At 60.0% G+C, this 16777-nt stretch carries 20 protein-coding genes and 1 pseudogene; all 21 read right to left on the bottom strand.

The window, feature by feature from the left end; all coding sequences use genetic code 11:
• Positions 1-1415, bottom strand: a pseudogene (locus tag FPT12_RS28010) (phage tail protein); the annotation flags it as partial.
• A 130-nt stretch (positions 1416-1545) separates the two neighbouring features.
• Positions 1546-1842, bottom strand: a complete 297-nt coding sequence (locus tag FPT12_RS16205; protein WP_054595954.1) for a phage tail assembly protein — start codon at positions 1840-1842, stop codon at positions 1546-1548.
• Positions 1839-2186, bottom strand: a complete 348-nt coding sequence (locus tag FPT12_RS16210; protein ID WP_123428419.1) for a phage tail tube protein — start codon at positions 2184-2186, stop codon at positions 1839-1841. The genes FPT12_RS16205 and FPT12_RS16210 overlap by 4 nt, the downstream gene beginning before the upstream one ends.
• A 66-nt stretch (positions 2187-2252) precedes the next feature.
• Entirely contained in the window at positions 2253-3749 is a 1497-nt protein-coding gene (locus tag FPT12_RS16215) for a phage tail sheath subtilisin-like domain-containing protein (protein WP_145017421.1), read from the bottom strand.
• Positions 3749-3931, bottom strand: coding sequence for a DUF2635 domain-containing protein (locus FPT12_RS16220; protein ID WP_145017423.1), 183 nt, complete (start codon positions 3929-3931; stop codon positions 3749-3751). The genes FPT12_RS16215 and FPT12_RS16220 overlap by 1 nt, the downstream gene beginning before the upstream one ends.
• Positions 3928-4512, bottom strand: coding sequence for a hypothetical protein (locus FPT12_RS16225; protein WP_145017425.1), 585 nt, complete (start codon positions 4510-4512; stop codon positions 3928-3930). The genes FPT12_RS16220 and FPT12_RS16225 overlap by 4 nt, the downstream gene beginning before the upstream one ends.
• A gap of 156 nt (positions 4513-4668) precedes the next feature.
• Positions 4669-5697, bottom strand: a complete 1029-nt coding sequence (locus tag FPT12_RS16230) for a phage late control D family protein (protein ID WP_145017427.1) — start codon at positions 5695-5697, stop codon at positions 4669-4671.
• A 9-nt stretch (positions 5698-5706) separates the two neighbouring features.
• Positions 5707-5919, bottom strand: coding sequence for a tail protein X (locus tag FPT12_RS16235; RefSeq protein WP_054595948.1), 213 nt, complete (start codon positions 5917-5919; stop codon positions 5707-5709).
• Positions 5912-6295 (bottom strand): phage tail protein, encoded by a 384-nt coding sequence (locus tag FPT12_RS16240; protein ID WP_054595947.1) that lies wholly within the window; start codon positions 6293-6295, stop codon positions 5912-5914. The genes FPT12_RS16235 and FPT12_RS16240 overlap by 8 nt, the downstream gene beginning before the upstream one ends.
• Positions 6295-8496: a phage tail tape measure protein gene (locus FPT12_RS16245; RefSeq protein WP_145017429.1), complete on the bottom strand. Its 2202-nt coding sequence runs from the start codon at positions 8494-8496 to the stop codon at positions 6295-6297. The genes FPT12_RS16240 and FPT12_RS16245 overlap by 1 nt, the downstream gene beginning before the upstream one ends.
• Positions 8497-8624: 128 nt before the next feature.
• Positions 8625-9212, bottom strand: coding sequence for a phage tail assembly protein (locus tag FPT12_RS16250; protein ID WP_145017431.1), 588 nt, complete (start codon positions 9210-9212; stop codon positions 8625-8627).
• 93 nt (positions 9213-9305) lie between these two features.
• Positions 9306-9812, bottom strand: a complete 507-nt coding sequence (locus FPT12_RS16255; protein WP_145017433.1) for a phage major tail tube protein — start codon at positions 9810-9812, stop codon at positions 9306-9308.
• Positions 9812-10978, bottom strand: a complete 1167-nt coding sequence (locus FPT12_RS16260) for a phage tail protein (RefSeq protein ID WP_145017435.1) — start codon at positions 10976-10978, stop codon at positions 9812-9814. The genes FPT12_RS16255 and FPT12_RS16260 overlap by 1 nt, the downstream gene beginning before the upstream one ends.
• A 2-nt stretch (positions 10979-10980) precedes the next feature.
• The gene (locus tag FPT12_RS16265; protein WP_145017437.1) at positions 10981-11187 is read right to left on the bottom strand and encodes a hypothetical protein; all 207 of its coding nucleotides are present in this window, start codon (positions 11185-11187) and stop codon (positions 10981-10983) included.
• 102 nt (positions 11188-11289) lie between these two features.
• On the bottom strand, positions 11290-11730 hold the full coding sequence (locus tag FPT12_RS16270; RefSeq protein WP_145017439.1) for a phage tail assembly chaperone: 441 nt from the start codon (positions 11728-11730) through the stop codon (positions 11290-11292).
• 2 nt (positions 11731-11732) lie between these two features.
• Positions 11733-13631 (bottom strand): phage tail protein, encoded by a 1899-nt coding sequence (locus tag FPT12_RS16275; RefSeq protein ID WP_145017441.1) that lies wholly within the window; start codon positions 13629-13631, stop codon positions 11733-11735.
• A complete protein-coding gene (locus FPT12_RS16280) occupies positions 13632-14267 on the bottom strand; it encodes a phage tail protein I (protein WP_145017443.1) in 636 nt (211 codons plus the stop codon). It abuts the gene before it with no gap.
• Positions 14264-15259 carry a baseplate J/gp47 family protein gene (locus tag FPT12_RS16285; protein WP_145017445.1) on the bottom strand — a complete coding sequence of 332 codons (996 nt, stop codon included), beginning with the start codon at positions 15257-15259 and terminating at the stop codon, positions 14264-14266. The genes FPT12_RS16280 and FPT12_RS16285 overlap by 4 nt, the downstream gene beginning before the upstream one ends.
• Positions 15256-15588, bottom strand: coding sequence for a phage baseplate protein (locus FPT12_RS16290; RefSeq protein WP_145017447.1), 333 nt, complete (start codon positions 15586-15588; stop codon positions 15256-15258). The genes FPT12_RS16285 and FPT12_RS16290 overlap by 4 nt, the downstream gene beginning before the upstream one ends.
• Positions 15589-15597: 9 nt before the next feature.
• Positions 15598-16209, bottom strand: a complete 612-nt coding sequence (locus FPT12_RS16295) for a phage baseplate assembly protein V (protein ID WP_054595936.1) — start codon at positions 16207-16209, stop codon at positions 15598-15600.
• A gap of 20 nt (positions 16210-16229) precedes the next feature.
• Positions 16230-16754, bottom strand: coding sequence for a hypothetical protein (locus FPT12_RS16300; RefSeq protein WP_145017449.1), 525 nt, complete (start codon positions 16752-16754; stop codon positions 16230-16232).
• Positions 16755-16777: the final 23 nt, after the last annotated feature.

Consider the following 16777-nt stretch of genomic DNA (forward strand, 5'->3'; position numbering starts at 1 on the left):
CTTTTAAAGAAGTCCGCCACCGGTTGTGCCATCACCTCCAGGGTTTGCCACAACCCCGAGAAGTAATTGCTCAACGGGTCCCAGACTGCGCGGAGCTGCGCCATCGGCGACCAGTCGAACAGGCTTTTAAAGAAGTCCGCCACCGGTTGTGCCATCACCTCCAGGGTTTGCCACAACCCCGAGAAGTAATTGCTCAACGGGTCCCAGACTGCGCGGAGCTGCGCCATCGGCGACCAGTCGAACAGGCTTTTAAAGAAGTCCGCCACCGGTTGTGCCATCACCTCCAGGGTTTGCCACAACCCCGAGAAGTAATTGCTCAACGGGTCCCAGACTGCGCTGACCAGCGCCATCGGCGACCAGTCGAACAGGCTTTTAAGGAAGCTCGCCACGGGCACGGACAGTGCCCGAAGCAAATCCCAGATCGCTGAAAACAATCCAACCAGCGGTTGCCAGTTGCTGACGATCATCCCCAACGGAGTCCAGGAAAACAGCGTCTTGAAGAAGTCGATAACCGGCACAGCAACGGCTTTGACCCCTTGCCAAAGCGAACTGAAGAAGCTGCTGACCGGACGCCAGTTGGCGATGATCATCCCCAATGGCGTCCAGCTGAAGATCACCTTGAACGCGTCGAACAGCAGCGAAGCCGCCGCTTTGATCACGTCCCAGAGCGCGGCGAATACCTGACTGATCGGCCCCCAGTGGTTGATGATCATCCCCAGCGGCGTGAAGGCGAACATCGTCTTGAAGAACTCGACCATCGGCATGACAACCGGCGCAATCTCTTGCCAGAGCCCGGCGAAAAACGCCGAGATCGGTTTCCAGTTTGCAACGATCACCCCGGCCACCAACGCAATGCCCATGGCTATCAGCATCAGCGGACTGGTCTTGAGCACCGTGCTCATCAGGTCAAGCGCTTGCGTGGTGGCGGTGACCGCGGTTTGAATCGCCGAGAACGCAATAGCGCCCGCGGCAATGCCCTGGACCAGCTCCGGGTTGTCGTTGAGCAAGGTCCCGACGCCATTGAGCAACGGTTCAAGACCGACCACCACCGCGCTGACTGCCGGCAGCAATGCCGCATCAACCGCGACTGACACCTTATCCATCGAAGTGCTGAAAACGTTCAGGTTTTGCGCAGCGCTTTCGGGTACGCTCGGTACATCAACGCCTTTTGCCGACTCACTGACTTCTGCCAATTTGCCCTGGAACGCTGCCGCCGACTTGATGCCTTCGACGAAGGGCGTGACCACGCTACCGCCCTTGAACAACCCGCTGATGTCCAGCTTGCCCATGCCGGCCTGCTCAAGGTTGGTTTTGAAGCCGTCGACTTTCGCCCGAAGGTCCTTGAGCTTGGGTGACAGTTCATCGATGCCTGTCAGCAAGACCGCTTTTTTCTCAATCTTTTCTGTCTCTGCCATCACTGCACCTGCTGCATCGCATTGATCCGTTGCGCGTGCTCCAGAGATTCGCGGAGCACGTCCAGTGGCCTGGCCATCATCTGTTCGGGGTCAACCTTCCAGAACCAGGCCAGGTCATAGGCGACAGCGATCAGGTCGGTGATGGCGCCGATGCCGCACTCATGAAAAAACTCGCGACAGCCCAGCTCAGCGCGTTGAGGTCAGCCAGGTCCAACTGGTTGACCGACGACGGCGGGATGCCGGCGCAGACCGCGATGTATTTGGCCGCGACGTCCATGTCCAGGCTGACTTCTTCGCTCTTGTCGATCTTGTACGGCAGCGCCTTGATCGCCCGCACTTCCTGCACCGTCGGACGGCGCAGGGTCAGTTCGGTCAGCGGTTCGCCGTGGGCCTCAATGGCCACTTGCAGCTTCACGGCTTGAGTCATTGCCAAGTCCCCTTCACACCCTCGAAGACCAACGCGATAGACGCGTCATCGCCCTTGGAAATCGGCGCATCGATCAGGTAGGCCCCGGCCAGCACGAAGACTTTGCCGTTGCTGAATTCGCAGGTGACGGTCATGTCGGTGCCGGCAATCAGCTGCTTGAGCGGGAAGTCCGGGGTGTGCAGCGCCGTGACCTTGAACGATGGAGTGATGTCGGTTTCCTTGTAGAAACCCGGCACCAGTGTTTCGCGTTTGGTGGACATCAGCGGCGCTTCGCAGCCACCGTTGATGGTCAGTTGAGCGCCGTCCACTTTGACGTAGCAGGTGCCCGCAATCAGTTGACCCATGGTGTTTCTCCCTTCAATAAAAAGCCCACGCGAGGTGGGCTGAACTCATACAGCGAAACGCGGCATTCAAGCGGCGTTGTCGTACTGCAGACGGAATTGGTTGAGCAGTGCGAACACACGCAGGCCGTTGATGTAATCCGGCGGGAACAGCACGTTGACCCGGCTCGGGTCCTGGCTGTCGCGCTCGACGATCAGGTGCTCGGCGAACAGCTCGGCGTTCTCCACGTGGCCTTCCAGTTCGAGCTTGGCGTACTGGGCGATCAATTCGCCGCGAATGGTGCTCGGGGTCACGATCGGCTGGCCGGCACCGAAACGGGTACCGTCGGCGGCCAGTTTGTGACGGCCATACTTGCTGGTGATCACGCTTTGCAGACGACGCACGATGAACGCCGACTGGTGCATGGTTTCGCTGTCCAGGTAGGAGTTGTCTGCCTGGCCGTAAGCGTTTTTCTGATAGGTGGTGATCGCCCGCTGAATGCGCACGTAGCCGCCTTCGTAGTACGCGGTAGCGATGCCGTAGTTGAGCAGCGATTGGCGCTCGGTCAGGGTGAAACGCTCACTGGCCGGAGCCGGTTCGACGCCCGGCAGGCTGCCGCTTTGGGTCGGACGACTGGCGTCGGCAGAGATGAACACCGAAGTGCGCGCAGCCAGTGCGGCAGCCTGAACCCAGAACGGTTGAGGGACACCCAACTCCAGCGCCTGAATGGTCATGTGCTGGTCGTTACGGGTTTGACCGGCGGCGACCAGGGTGCCAACGGTGCCGCGTTTGGCGGTGTAGACGTGACCGAACAATTGCTTGGCCCACGACCAACGACCGACGCTGTCATCCATGACGGCTTGCCAGGTATTGAGGGTCGCGGTGTCAGTCCACGGCATGCAGATGAATTCGAACGGCTCATCGCCGAGCGCAGCGACTGCCGCCACCTGATCCGGCACGCCAGCACCACCGGCCATTGGGGTGATGGCGGTGGTCAGACCTGCCGGCGTGTCTTCGCCGTTGCTCTTGCCCAGGCGATTGAACTGCAGGCTGATGTCGTTGGCGCTATCGCCGGTCCATTTGGCGGCCAAGGTAATCACGCCTTCAACCGCAGCGGCGGTAACCGGCAGATCGGCGCTGGCGTTGATTTTCAAGGCCAGTGCCGTCGCGGCCTGAGCTGCGGTTGCAGCGTTGACCACGGACGCTTGAACACGCACGCCGCCGACGTACAGGTTGAGCACACCGCTTTCCGTTGCGGTGCCGGTCAGGGTCAGCACGCCCTTGGCAATGCTGCCCACGGTGTTGTGCACCGGCAGGCACCAGATTTCGCCGACCGGGTCGGTCTTGCGCCAGGTTTCATACATCGAGGCCAGCATCGAGCCTTGGCCGCCGATGCTTTTGGCCAGCGCCACGCTGGACACCAACACCAGTTTGCCGACCTCGGCGCTGGCAACGTTGTCGTTGACCTGAGCGACGATTAACCGACGCATGGCCGACGACGCGCTATTGGCTGCCGAATTGTCCATCTCGGCGTAGAACAGCGGAACACGAATGTCCGCAGGAATGTTGCTGAATCCGATCGCCATTATTGGGCTCCCTGTGGTTGTGCCGTTTCCACGGCTTTGGTAGTGATATCGCCATCGGCCAGACGTCGACGCCACCAGGCGTTGTCCGGCACTTCACGGCCTTCGAGAGGCAACAGATCGCCCGCTTCCGGGTCGGGCACGGCACGGCCTTCGGCCGGCAGCACAGTGATGCGTTTGCTCATTGCTTTACGTCTCCAGAGAAAGTCAGTTCCAGGCGCCCGTCAGGCCCCGGACGTTTCAGGTTGGGGTCCGCCGGGTCGATCGCATCGACCCGCACGGTCACCCCGGTAAAGGACGACAAGCCGTCCAGTTCACGCTCGTGCCAGCTCTCCGCAGGCTGACCTGGCAGATTGCGGCCAAGCTGAAAATCGGTAAAAAAGCGCAAGCGATACAGCACGCGGCTGCCATTGATGGAAACCAGTTCGCCGCCGTCGTAGGCGATGACGTCGTAACCGCTACCGGGCTTGAAACCCACCAGTGCGCGCCAGAGTTCGGCGCGCAGGTCGTGCAACAGATCCAGCGCTTTTGTAGCGTCCGTGGTGTCGAGCACCAGGGTCACTTCGAAACGGTCGCGGATCGGTTGCAGCATCAGGTTTTGCGCCACGCTTTTGCTCGCCATATCGGCGAGCGGTGTGATGTAGGCGCAAGGGGTTTGCAGCGGTGTGTTGGTTTGCAGCGTGGCAAGGTCGATGCCGGCGGCCACGCGATTGGCCAGGGTTGGGCATTGCTCACGCAACTGCGTGAGGATCGGAGAGATCTTCATGAGGGCGCTCCAGCGTTTTATGAAAGGTGTCTGTCAGGAACTGTGGAAGCGAGACTGCTGGCGAGGGCGGTGGGTCATGAAGGTGCCGTCGCTATCGCGAACTGACTCGCTCACAAGGTTCTGCGCCTTGGTTACACCTTTGGGAGGGAACCTGGATCAGGCGATGGCGTCAGCATTCGGATCAAGGCAAGTCGCCTCGATCATGCAGCGATAGCTATTGGTGCGATCGCCGCTGGCGGTGACTTTATCGATCGACCAGCGCCCACGCATAAAGCCCGGCCACGTGTCGTCCAGCACTACCAGCCCTTCAGCCGAAAAGTCAGGATTACCCGGACAGCTGATTTTTACCTTGAGCTTTTCACGGCCCATTTTGCGCACTTCGGCTTCGCCGACCGCCTGCGCTTCTTCCGCACTTTGGCAGCGCTGGCGCACGGTCTTGAACGGCGCGAGCCCGGTTTCAACCACCCGTAGCAAACCGGCTGCGGCGTCCCACCAACTGATCTTGCAGCCCTGGCTTTTGCCCCGGGCGGAGTCATCGAGGGTGGCGGTGATAAACGCATGATCGCCGGGACGATTGTTGTGGGTGACCGACAGTTTCACGTCCGGCAATACTTTGCCCGACAACGATTTGACCTGGCCTGGCCGAGCCAGCACATACAGCTCATTGACCGGTTTGGCGATGGCGCCGTACTTGGTCGCCAAGCGCGTGACGAAACCCATGTCGGTTTCATTCGACTGGTCGATGTGCTCGACCTTTTTCAGCGCCAATGCCGGGTCCACCCTCGGCGAAAAGCCGTGCCTGGCTGTCAGCTCGCGAAACAATGCGCCGAGGGTAGTCGGGCCATGACTGGCCGAGCGGCGCTGCTGAAATCCGCTCTCGTCCGCCGCACTGAACGGCGCGGCGGTAGCCACCAAAGACACGCGAAACGGGAACAGAGTCGGCGTGCGTCGGGTTACCAGAAACTGGCCTTTATCCACCAGTCCGGATTCCAGATAACCCACCAGCAAGCCGACTTTCCCGCCCAGGCTCGGCAGTCCTTCAAGGCCCTCCAGATCGAGCACCAAGGTCAGTTGATCTGACTCGATACCGGCGGCATCGATGTGTTCCCAACTGATCAGGCGCTGATTGATCAGGGCCGCGTTGGCCCCGTAAATTTCTATCGCTGGCGTGAACCCCAGAGCCATGTAACCTCCTTAATCCCACGCGGTTACCGGCGTGGTCGCTACGGGTCTGGATTCAAGTTCCGGCAGCACCACCCAGATGCCTGCTGGCAGTACCGGAGCTTGCTCGGCCAGCGTCGGGTTGAGGCGCCACAGCGCCTCTTCGGCCAAATCATCACAACGTTCAAGCTCGCGGTAGAGCAACAGATTCACCGAGTCACCGGCTACCGTTCGTACCTTACGCATTGACGAACTCCTCCAACGTAATCGACCAATTGATCAACATCGCCGTGCCGTCATCAATCACATCGCTTTGGGTTTCCGTCACATCATTGATCCGCCATAAACCCCAGTTGCGGCCAATGCCATCGACCAACGGCAGCGGTACTCTCATTGCTTGCAAGGCGCGCAATTCATCGAGCCGGTCCATGGCCACCGCGTACATCGCCTTGCCGGTTATCGTCAGGCTTTGCAGGCCTTGACCGGTCTGGCTGGACTTGGGCTTGCTGGTCAGGATATCCACCTTCACCCAGCCGCCGTCCGACTTGCGCACCAGACCGCTGTAGGCGAAGTTGCGTGACAAGCCGAAAATGAAGCTTCCGAGTGCCATTTGCTGCCTCATCAAGCCACCCCGTCAGTCAGGGCCGTGTCACGTCGCACGGCGAGTTGATTAGTCGTTGTCATCAGTCCGAATTGCCCGGAAATATGCTGCACCACCAGGTTTGCCAGTTGAGTGGCGCTGGCTTGATCCTGACCATTGATATAAATGTTCGCGGTCAGTGCATTTTGCTGACTGGTGGTCTGGGTGTTGCTCAGGTCTTTACTGACCTGGTCCGGAGCGGCGAGTTTGTCGACAGGCGCTGCGAGTTTTTCACCCAGCCAGGCACCTGACTCACTGCCCATCCAGCCGCCTACCAGCCCGCCAAGAAGTCCACCGATGGCGGTACCCAGCAGCGGAACGACACTGCCCAAGGCGGCACCCGCGGCCGCACCGGCCGAAGCTCCCGCCCAGCCACCACCTGCAGCCCCCAGGCCTGCTCCCACCATCCGGGTGTTGCCGACAAGCAGACCCTCGGCCACATCAGCGACGGCGCCGACTCCTTTCAATGGACCGGGAAGCTTGCGGGGTATCGAACGCATTGAGGCAGTCAACCCGCCCCAGCGAGGAGTGCTCGCACGCGAGCCTCGCGAACTCACACGTACAGACGGACCATTTCTGGGTTCTGGACTCCTGTTTGTCTCGCTGGCATTCGGTTTGTCCGTCCGGCCTTTGTTTCTGAAATCGTCGGAAATCGCCTCACCCAATCGATCAGGGAGCCGTGCGGCCACCCCACCCAAGACTCGCTTGGCCATCCGATTGGTCAGCTCATCCGTTATGGCTTTGAACAGTGCCCCCACCAGCGGTTTGATCGCCGCTGCAACCAGCACAATGGCAGCGGTGGTTTTCGGGGAGGCTTCAGCCAATTCACTCAAGCCGTCCACCAGCGAACCAAGCGAGTGGAGCGAACTATCCGTCACGGGCGCCAGAGCATTACCCGTGGCCACCGACAGACGATCATTGCTTGCACTCAAGACGTTCCACTGGCCTTGCCGGGTTTTTGACAGTGCAAGTGCGTCTTGCCTCACCGAGCCCTTGTCACCCAGCTCCGACGTGGCGTACTGGGCTTTGTCTTTTACCTGCCAGAAGGCGCCATTCACATCGGTAAGGTTTTGCGCCATGTTCAGCGCTGCCTTATCACCATCGCCAAATAGTGTGGACGCAAGCGTCGCGCGGTTCTCGGCAGGTTGCGCGTTCAAGGCGGCAAGCACCGACATCACCGTGCCAGGCGCTGCGTCCTTGTCACGCAAGCCGCTCGCGACCGCTTTCGGCTCCAGACCCAGCTGCTTCCAGGCCGCTTGCTCGGTTGCCGAGGCCTGATCACCCTTGCCCATGACCGTGGTGATGCTTTTTAGCGCTACGCCGGCCTCAGCCTTTTGCGTACCGGTATTGAGCAATGCCGCCGTCAACGCTGCGGCCTGCGCAGGGGCCAGGCCTGCCGCCGTAGCCGCAGCGCCGTCACGCTGCAAGACGGCACCGATATCAGCCGCTTTCGCACCATTGGGTATCTTGCCCAGATGGTTGGTTGCATCCGCCAAGTCAAAGGTTTCAGCACCGTTGAGCTTCATGGAGGTGCGCCAGCCGACCATCATCTCGGCGACATCCATGGCCGGCATTTTGAACGCCGACGCGGCGACGCCGGCGTCACTGGCGAAGCGCTGCAGCTCTAACTGCCGGTCCGACGCATTGGGCAGATCGCTAACGATTCCTGCCCTGGCAGCCAGACTTTCAATCTTCACCAAATCAACTGCCTTGGTCCCCCCGGCTGCCACCAGCGGAGCGCTGGCGATGTGCTGGGTTGACTGCACCATCTCTTCGCTCTGGCGCGGGGTAAATTGGGCTGCCTGCTTCAGATCGGCCATGGCCGAATCCATCGCTATCGCGGGTTTGAGCAGGTCCGGCGGTTCGATACTGCTACCTGGCTTGCCCGCACTCTTTTGCTCGCTGGCCGGCTCGCTCTTGGCACCGGCTCCCATCGTTTGGGACAACAATCGCTGCGACGAAAGTTTCAAGGTCAACGACTCGATAGCCGTCGTCAGCAGACCGAGCTTGAGCCCGACGTTTTCCAGCGCCAGACCGAGGCCAGACATCTGATCCCTGGCGGACGTGCCCGTACCTTGTGCTGACGCAACGCTGGTGACTGCCGTAGTCAGGCTGGTATTACCGAACGCCAACCCACTGTCGTCGAGGGCCGCGTATTTGAGCGAATATCTATCGTCCGCCATCCCGCTCTACTCCTGTTTCACGCCAAGGCGAGTGATCGCGATGTCGTAGCGGCGCAATGCCTTGCCAGCGTTCCACTCCAGAATTTCCGCCTCACTTACCGGGTAAATGAGCGGCACCACATCGAGGATTACTTCGATGTCGCGTTCCGAAAGAAGTCCGCCGGTTTGTTTAAAAAATCGTCGATACGCACCTGCAACTGGGTCCAGTCGGGCACGGTCAGCGAGGCCAGGTCGGGAAGCATCAGGCCGGTACAGTGAGCGGTGATGAACTCGGCGCGTTCTTTGGCCGTCTTCAGTTTTTTCATCGCTTTGGTGGCGCGCAGCACCGGCATTTCCAGGGTCAGCGAAGTCATGCTGCGGCCCGCCACATTGAGCGGTTGCAGCAGTTGTACCTGATCGGGATCGTCATCCGACGCTGAGTCAGCCTCGGTAGCCTGCTGTAGAAAGTACGACGCCGGGCGGGTCGACATTTCGTGCACGTACTGCGCAATGCTTACGTAGTCCGGGCGTTTGAGCTGATCCAGTTCCTTGACTGACAGGCCGGTGGCCAATTTGGCCAGTTCGAAGAACTGATCGTCCTCATCCTCACCGGCGCGAGCCAGCGCCTCTTTCTGCGCGGCGTAGTACAGAGGCTTGAGTTGGATCTGCTCGATCTGCGACTGATCGTCACCGGTAATCGGCGACAACAGGACATGTTTAGGCTGCATCCAGGACATGAAATGAATTCCTTGCTCATACAAAAAAGCCGCCCGCAGCAAGCCGGAAAACCAGCAGGTGAAGACGGCGATACAGGAAGGTGTTGCGGTCGCTTAAGGCAGCAACACGGCGCGGCGGGCATCGCCAAGAATGTCGACGCCATTGAGCACGAATTTCTGGGTGCGCACGTCGATGTCGATCACCGGGACGCCATTCTCCAGACGGTTGTAGGTGCGGCAGGACAGCTCCAGCGTTGTGATGGATTTTTCGCCCATCTTCAACTTGGCCTCGCCCAGGGATTTCAGCTTGCCGCCCACGGTGTGATAGGTGAACCAGGTGTTGCCGTCCTGATCCTGACCGGCTTCGCGGACATTCAACAGGATGTCTTCACCCAGTTTTACACCGAGCGCCAACATGATTTCCGGGCCAGTACCTTGCAGGTTCAACGTAGCGTTGAGCGCTTTGCCGCTCTTGGCCATTTCCTCGGCGATAAAGCGCCCACCGGTCATAGGCTCCATGTCGAAATCGATCTTCGGCGGAGTGAAATCCTCCACGGTCGCCGACAACGGCAGGCCTTGCAGGGTGGCCGCGATGGCCTGTCTTACGCGGTTGGTAAACATTAGAGAACATCCTCCAGGAACTGCTCGATGATTTCATCGCGGGCGTTGAGTTGGTAAACCATGTGTTCGTTCGGCGCGTAGCGGCCGTAGTCGATGACGATGAACCAAGTGCCGTTTTTGTACTTCTCGACGCTGTTCAACTCCGGGTGCAGGTACACGCTGCCGCCGGGGATGGTTTCGTCGGCGACCAGGGTTTGCAGCCAGTCGTTGATGCGCTTGACCTCCTGATCCATGAACGACTTGGTCAGGTTCTTGGCCATGGCCTTCTGGCCGGCCTTGACCAGCTTGCGGCTGATCGCATCTTCCAGGCCGACGTAGCTGATGAACTTGCCGGTGATCGAGCGGTTACCCAGCAGCGAGAAGCCGCCGAGGACGGTCCGTGCGTAGTAGCTGATGCCGTAGCGGTTGAGCAGATCGCCCTCGGTGGAGGTGTCGAGGATGTTGTATTCCACGGTCCGCGAAACGTCCTCGGCGTAGGTCACCTGGTTGCCCGGGCTTTCCCATTGCTTGACCTTGGCGAGTGCCGCGATGGCCAGGCTCGACGGCGCCAGGAACACGTTTTTCTTCGCAGCCTTGGAGTACACCGCAGGCATGTTGTGTACGACGAGGCAACGGTCGAAACCGAGGTCCGCACCGCCCAGTTCGCCGCTGTAAGTCACCTGATCGGCGACCGAAGTATCCTTGCCATCGAGCACCACACGGGCCTTGATGCGCTTGCCGAACGAGGCGAACTCGCTGGCCACCGCTTTGGTGCCGGTAAAGCCCGGAGCACCGATGATGGTCAGGTCTTCAGGCACACCGCTCAGCGCGGCAAGGCCCAACTTGCGACCGGTCAGCGCTTCGTTGCCACCGATCACATTGTTCAGGGTGTCGGCCGGGGTCGCGCCCTCTTCGACGATGACCACATACACCGGCACCTTGACCACTTTCAGGATCTGGTAAACCGCCTGATACAGCGTGCCCGCCTCGGCGCCGGTCGGATCGAGCTGCGCGTGGGTGGTGAAGCTGTTGATGCGGAACGGGGTATTTTTCGGGATCAGCGGATTGGCGTTCGGCGCCGTGCCGACCAGACCGATGACGTTGTCACCCAGGCCACCCATGGCCTCGGGGGATTCGGTGGCATTGACGGTGATGCCGTTGTGCTCGAAGTTCAAAACCTCAGCCATGGTTATTCAGCCTTCTTGATGGTGGCCGTTTGGGCCGGGTTGTTTGGGGTGGCATCGGCCTCGAGGACGCTGGTCAGCTCCAGACGGCCAGCGCTGCGCAACGCGTTGGCCTCCACATCGAGTAGCTCAAGCTGTTGGCCGACACTCGACCAATGGCCACCACCGGTGGGGAATGGGAGGAGCACGGTGTACGTTTGGCGTTCTGCCATTTCAGGATCTCCAAAAGCGAAAAGCCCCGCATGAGCGGGGCTGTTAGGAATGTGCCGCGTCATAGGCAGCGGAAAAGAAAACGCCCCGTCAGTGCGGGGCGTTTATTGGGTCTGGGCAGTCGTCCAAGGCGGGGCCGCAGGACGGTGATCAACAAGCGGAAACTCGTCACCTTCTGGCCAGTTTCGAAGCGACCTACGGAACGCTTGCAGCTCGGTGTATTGCTCGGCGGAAAGAGTTGTTGCTCCACCCCCATCCTCCTGCTCATCTCGATGCCGTGCCACCAAACTATCGGTTTGCGATAGTTGGCCATCGCGCCATGCTCGCTCAGCCGCGGCCAGTGCTTCATTCGATAACCCTGGGCTATCAACAACGAGCGGCAAGCCGTCCTCGCCGGGCACTATGACCTTACCGGCCTGAAGCGGCTCCGCAAAAAGACTCAGATACACGTGATCCGAAATCGGCAATGCATCTGCAGGAATTTCGCCGTGGAACCCCTTCAGGTAGACTCCGCCCGCCGAGGCTGAATACAGGTACTTGCCCATGGTTAATATCCTATTGCGATGTATGAAAGTATCGGCGTATTGCCTACCACACCGCTCGAGTAGATCCAGCTGCCACCCACTTTGGTTCTTAACTCAAGAGAAGTGTTCACAAATGCGTTACCTGCGATCCCGGTCACAATGCTAGTGGACGTAGCAAGCACCGCAGTCGGGAATGCAATAGGCCAAGTGACCGGTGTCTGAAGAAACCCATTGGCGGTGTTGTAAGTAACCCCGTTGACGTTGCCCCACTGGATAATCAAGCCGCCAAGCCATGTCGGCAATGCCACGTAACCATTAGTAGCCAGGTTGATTGCAAACCCTCGTCGAAGCTTTTTAGGGGTCACTATCGTGGCATCATCTGTGCCTTCGTTAACCTGAGTCTGAGTCGCGACTTTTGCCGTACCTTGATTGGTTTCAGTTGCAAGAGCTGCCAAAGCAACAAGGGCAGCTATATCAATATTTCCCTGATTGATTGGTGCGTTCCAGGCCTTGATGCACCACATCACCGAGAGGTTACGCGTGCGTACGGCCCTGCCGGTGTCAACGTAGGACGCAGTATTCGTCGTGACGCTCGGCTGACAGACCGTCAGATCTCGAGTGATCCGCCCGGCCAGATCCTCGTCCTGAACTGAAGACGCCAACCGATTAGGCATAGATAGTTGGCCCAATGTGTCATAGAGGTAGGAAGCGCCCTGATAGGTGCCGATACCACGTCCTGCATCAATACCGCGCCCATGATCCCAGCCACGCAGGTACTCGCCGCGCGACTCCGGCAGGCGGAAGTTACCGGCGCCCTCATCGCCTTTGTTGGATGAGGTGCCCAGGAACGTCGCCAGATCGGGATAGACCGCAATGCTCTTTACGCTGCCATCGATCTCCAGAAACCCGGGCGGAACCTTGTTCACCGGAAACGCCACCATAGTGCCGACCGGTAGCGCCGAGGCCTGGGCAATCATCGACTCGATTTCGGCCTTGGTGTAGCTGTCCTTGATGCCCATCCCGGCGAGCGTGTCCGGGTTTGTGCCGCCAACAACGCGGCCGTACTTGTCGACCGTCAAGCTCTTGTAAGAGCCAGCCTGAATGCCCGTTCTACCGGCAAGCATTTCAAAGCTCAGCGCCGTAGTGTCCAGCGTTATTGGGCCGCTCGTGACTAGGCGCCACAGAGAGCCACCGTTCGCAGAGCCCTCCTCGACCATCACCGTCAGGCCCGGCGTTACCTTCGCGCTACTGTTCGCATCAACGGCACGCACCCAGGCGCCATTGCCCGCCACATAAATGCCGTTGTCCTTCGCCGCCGCTTGACCCGCGACTAGCACCCGCTGGCCGGATACCATGGCGACGCCATCGACCTGCTGAGCACCGCTCAACACGATGTTTTCCGTGGCGACCACGCGAACCGATTGCTTGCCATCGAGCTTGGCCAGCTCGTCAGCGAGATAGCCCATCACCCAGGCCCGCGTCGCCCTGACGACCGTATCGTCAATCAGCAACGTCACCAACGAGGCATTACTGGTCTCGAAAATCGAACGAATATAAAACTCTTTCCCCGATCCCGACGTCGCCAGTACCGGCTTGAACGACTCCGGGTATTTGACGATCGCGTACAGAATGCCGGTATCGGTCCAGAGCCCGGCTTCACGCACATACCAGCCGCCGACTTCGGGCGGGATGGTGACTTCGGCCAGTAACCAGCTGGGGTTTTTCTCGTCCTGGAACAGTGCGTTGAGCGGCCCGCGCCACACTTCACGTTTGAGTGCAGTAGCGGTCGCCGCCGGGTTGTAAACCTCGCCACCGCCGTCACCGACCGAAATCTGCGACAGCTTGATCGGTACGCCCGCCGCCTTACAGGCAGTTTCGTAGGCGATCCCCGCATTCGTGAGCAGGGTGTAATAGTCGGCCATTTAGGACCCCTGAGGATAAATAGTGGATGTTTCGACGGCGTAGAGCCCGGCGGCCATAAAGGCCTGACCCGATGCTTCAAGCCCTTCGATCACAATCGGATACACCGTGGTCAGCTCACCGCACACGGTGGCTGCGCCGATGACGTGGTTGCCAAACGCGCTCAAGCCCACGGACACCGACAAGGTGTCGCGCTCACTCTTTGCGTCCGCCAGACGTCGATCGAGACGCGCGTCGATTTCTTCGCTGTAGGGCTGCTGGGTAAAGGCCCTCACGGAAAAGCTATAGGGCTGGCCTGGCGGGGTCTGCTCGTACCATGCGCGAATCTCGGGCACTAATTGCAAACCCTTGGCGGCGTTCTCCAGGGCCTTTCGCGTACCGGCTTGCCGAGCGGTTGACCACGCGAGTTCTACTGTTAAACGCTTTTCTGCCTCGGGAGCCTCGGAGCTCCATTCAGCAACCCCTCGATCGGCCGCGAGATACGGCAAGAACGCCAACGGCGTGTTGACCGGGTCCATGAGCTCGGGGAACGGCAGAGCGATGCGATCGAGCAATTGACCGAAACCGAGATCAAGCGCTTTTTCCAGCGGCGAGCTGTTCGCCGGCAACAGGCTCGGACGAGAAGCTTGATCACTCATAGCGTCAGCACCTCAACCTCGACGCCCGTGCAGTACGGTGCCTGGAAGGCCGTGGTCACGATGGGCTCCACTGGCTCGAGGATCTCCAGCTGTACCGCACCGGCGGTATGTATCGTGTAATCGATCCAGCTCGGATCGACCCGCCCCTCCAGCCGGTGGCACGCATCGGCATACGCCTGCAACTGCTGCTCAGCGGCTACCTTGGTCAAACCCGAGTCCGGCCCGGCGTTAATCTTCGCGACCACCCGGATCTTGTAGCGTTTGATTTCGGCGGCCTGCACCGTGACGAGATCCGTTTCGGGCCTCACGTCAGGGCGGGCAAAGTGCCGGCGAACCCCGTCCAGCAGGTCCGCAGACGGCGTGCCGTCAGCTTCTCGCGACAACACGGTGACCCTCACCTCGCCAGGCGCTGTTCGGCGCCCGTTGCCATCCTTGACCTGCGCCGCGTAGCCATCCGGATCAAAGCTGTAGGTCACCGTCACCACACCCGGGGCCGTGGTTTCGACCTTCACTGCGGGCCGTTCGCCCAAGGTGAACACCTCGCGGCGATACTGCATCCGCGAACCCGCTGCTGGCGCATGCGGCGCCAGGTAGTAACGCAGCCGGGCGTCGTCGTCGCTTTCGTAGGTCGGTTGGATCGGCGGGAATGCCGCCAGGTCTCCCGGGTCCAGCAACTGACGTTCAAGGCCCATGTCCGCGAGGCGGGCATCGAGGTTGCTGCCGGTCGCCCACCACGCGAGCATCTGCTTGATGCGAGCGTTGTATTTGCGTTCGTGGGTTTGCAGCCGCACACAAAAGGCCTCAAGGGCCAGGGTCAGCAGCTCGCTTTCGTTGTCGAGGCTGACTTGCAGCCTGGCGGCAGTTTCCGGTGAACGGGCGGCCACGTAGTCGACGACAAACGCCTTGAACTCTGCGAGCAGCGCCTCGAACGCTTCGACCGTGACAATCGCCGGCTCAGCCAACTGGTTTTGACCGGGTATCAGCATGCTCATGTCACGACCTCGAATGTCTGTTTGCGGTTTTTCCAGGTGCCGGCGAAACGCAACAGCAGCCCCGCACCTTGACGACTGGCGACAATGACCTCTGGGGAAAAATCATCGATACCGTTCTCCTTGTTGTAAAACGCCTGTGCCGCATGGCTCTGCGCAAGGATCAACACGTCGTCGCCGACGTTCTGCCCCAGCAAGTCAGGGACCAGCGATCCATACAGTGGGCGCTTTTGCCGAGTGCCCAGCGGGGTGGTCAGTGCGCGGGTTGCGCGCTGCACAAACTGAAGCCAGTCGTCGACCGCTGCCCCGGTGTTTCTATCGACTCCAATCATGGGAATCCCTTATGCAGTACTGATGACTCGCCCCTGGTGATCCACCAAAGGGCCGAGGAAGTGAACGCCAGAGGCGTCGAGCAATACGCCAACCGCGCCCAGTTTCAGCTCGATGGCCTCAGGGGTCAGCGCCAGCCGGGCCGGGCCGACGGTCAACTCGACCGACTCACGCGAGCCCTTGAATGTCGTCTGTCCATTGGTCCAGCTCAGGACATGGCTTGCATCGTCGTAGCTGCTTTCGGTGCCGTCCTTGTGTCGACGACGTGTCAGCGTGGCCACGGTCGAAACCGGTGGGAACCGGTTGCTGTTCAGGCCGAACAAGGCGACCGATTGCCCAGCGCCATCGCCGCCGCCATAGTTCAGCAGCAAGCACTGCTCACCCTCGGAAGGAATGCGCGATTCACTCTGTTCGCCAGCACTCGGGTTGAAGAACCTGATCGCTGGCGTCAGCAAATCCCCATGGCTGACCTTGCAGGTGTTGCTGGCGGCATCGACCTCTACACACACGCCGATGCGACAGAAGCTGTCGGCACGCCGGTGCAGGTCTTCGAACTCGGTCTCCATTTCGGCCAAACGCTCAATGATCGGGCCGAGCTGCATACGTAGAAGAGCGTCAAACATGGGCTACCCCTGAGTGCTTGTTACGCAAGCGCTGTGTATTGATCCGGATCGTCGATGTTCGAGACTTGCGAGGTGAACGCGAACTTCGGTGTGCCCGTTGGCTCATCGAGCAACGGCGGGCCGAAATACAGCGTCTGGGAAAACGAAACCGTCCATGCGTCGTACACCTGCTCACCGCTGGTGAACGTCGACGGCACAGCCTCGATGCTCATCGGCAGGTCGCATTGCCCTCCCGATACGTCCCAACGGTTATCCGTGACGATATCCTTCAGTGCGCTGGCGAGATTGCAGGCCTCAAACCCTGAATGCCCACTCTTCCCGGCGACCACACCTTGCAGCGAGATCGTCAGGACATGAGCGATACGCCCATCGTTGGCGCGGGTGCCTGCGGCATCGCGCTGAATCGCGATCAGGACCCAGGCATCATCGACAACACCATCGAAGTCCTGATATCCCCCGACCTTCAGGCCTGGATAAATCGGCCGAAGTGCCTCACCGATAGCGATAATCAGCTCCGAGGGTTTATTGATAACGCTTGGAGACATAAGCGGCTTCCTGTTCGAGTATT

The organism is Pseudomonas sp. H3(2019) (assembly GCF_007713465.1).
Classification (GTDB): Bacteria; Pseudomonadota; Gammaproteobacteria; order Pseudomonadales; family Pseudomonadaceae; genus Aquipseudomonas.